Genomic DNA, 1,123 nt, shown 5'->3' on the forward strand with positions numbered 1-1,123 from the left:
AGGTAACTGTTGCTTTAAATGGGAAGAGATTGTTTGCAGGTTAACCTCGAAAATGGGCGCGCCGGGTGTAATGAATTACTTTCCAGAAATTAGCCACATAGACCAAGAGAAGTACCCTAAAACAATAGTAACTGGTTGAGTTGTAGAGCTTTCAGCTAACCCTGTCCATTGTTATTTATTATGGGAGTGTTATGTGCGCTTTATGGATTTAAGTAAGCCATTGCCCGATGTGCCGGTATATGAACAGCACCGCCATTTAGATCCAATTACGGCAGAGTTTGATAAAAAAAATAATCGTCCTTCAGACTTTTGGGTAGACTTTTCAATTGAACAGCAAATTGAAATTAGGGACGAAATTTTAGAAGATGCTTTTCCATTTGATTGGCTAAAAGGTAAAGTAAATGACGAAATAACGAAACCTTGGCAGCATTGGAAAGCAGAGCCTGAGCGCATAGAGCAATTAACGTGGAAATATAAAGTAAAGCGTTTACTAGTTCAACTTTTTATCGGCTTTCCGTGAAACGGCTTAAGTTTCAGAGTCCATGATACGTTAACAATCAGAAAAGGAATTCAAACGAGGCACTTTAAAGTGCCAAGGTTGATTAAACAATAAGGATATTAAATGCAAAATAATGACTACCTAGCCGTTGATATCATGAGTAAAAAAACGCGATATAATCGCTTTTTTTACCCTGAAAGATTAAATAGCCTCAAGAAAAAATTTAAAGGCTTATGCTATTTATATGATTTACCTACAAAAAAGCAAAAAGTAATTCAAAAACACCCAGAGCGATATAAAATAGAAATGTGCGGGAATAGTGCTGCTAGAGCTTTGCTTTTTGGTCCTATGGCTATTGGTGGTGTTCTGAGCTTTATATTCTTTTTATCTTGTATTGTGATGACATATTCGGATGAACCTTACCATTGGTGGGTGCCTGCACTTACTTTTTCTTGGAACCTGTTTTTTCTTAATTTATTACCAATAACAGAGAGTTACCTCCCTAAAAAGCAAATATATTTTGACAGAAAAAAACAGTTAGTCGGCTTTACCTATAAGATACCTGGTTGTGAAGAGCGTGATGAGCTGGGTAATTGTTGTTTTAAATGGGCTGATATTGTATGC

1 protein-coding gene and 1 pseudogene are annotated in these 1,123 nt (G+C 36.4%); both read left to right on the forward strand.

The window, feature by feature from the left end; genetic code table 11:
- Positions 1-202: 202 nt before the first annotated feature.
- Positions 203-520 carry a hypothetical protein gene (locus H5154_RS22765; protein ID WP_182719733.1) on the forward strand — a complete coding sequence of 106 codons (318 nt, stop codon included), beginning with the start codon at positions 203-205 and terminating at the stop codon, positions 518-520.
- Positions 521-622: 102 nt separating this feature from the next.
- A pseudogene (locus H5154_RS22770) lies at positions 623-1,123 on the forward strand (hypothetical protein); the annotation flags it as partial.

The organism is Pseudoalteromonas sp. SR44-5 (assembly GCF_014163675.1).
GTDB classification, from domain to species: domain Bacteria; phylum Pseudomonadota; class Gammaproteobacteria; order Enterobacterales; family Alteromonadaceae; genus Pseudoalteromonas; species Pseudoalteromonas rhizosphaerae.

What these genes read in the sequence shown, in the direction of transcription:
- H5154_RS22765 (WP_182719733.1), top strand. Translation starts at nt 203, where the DNA reads ATGGATTTAAGTAAGCCATTGCCCGATGTGCCGGTATATGAACAGCAC.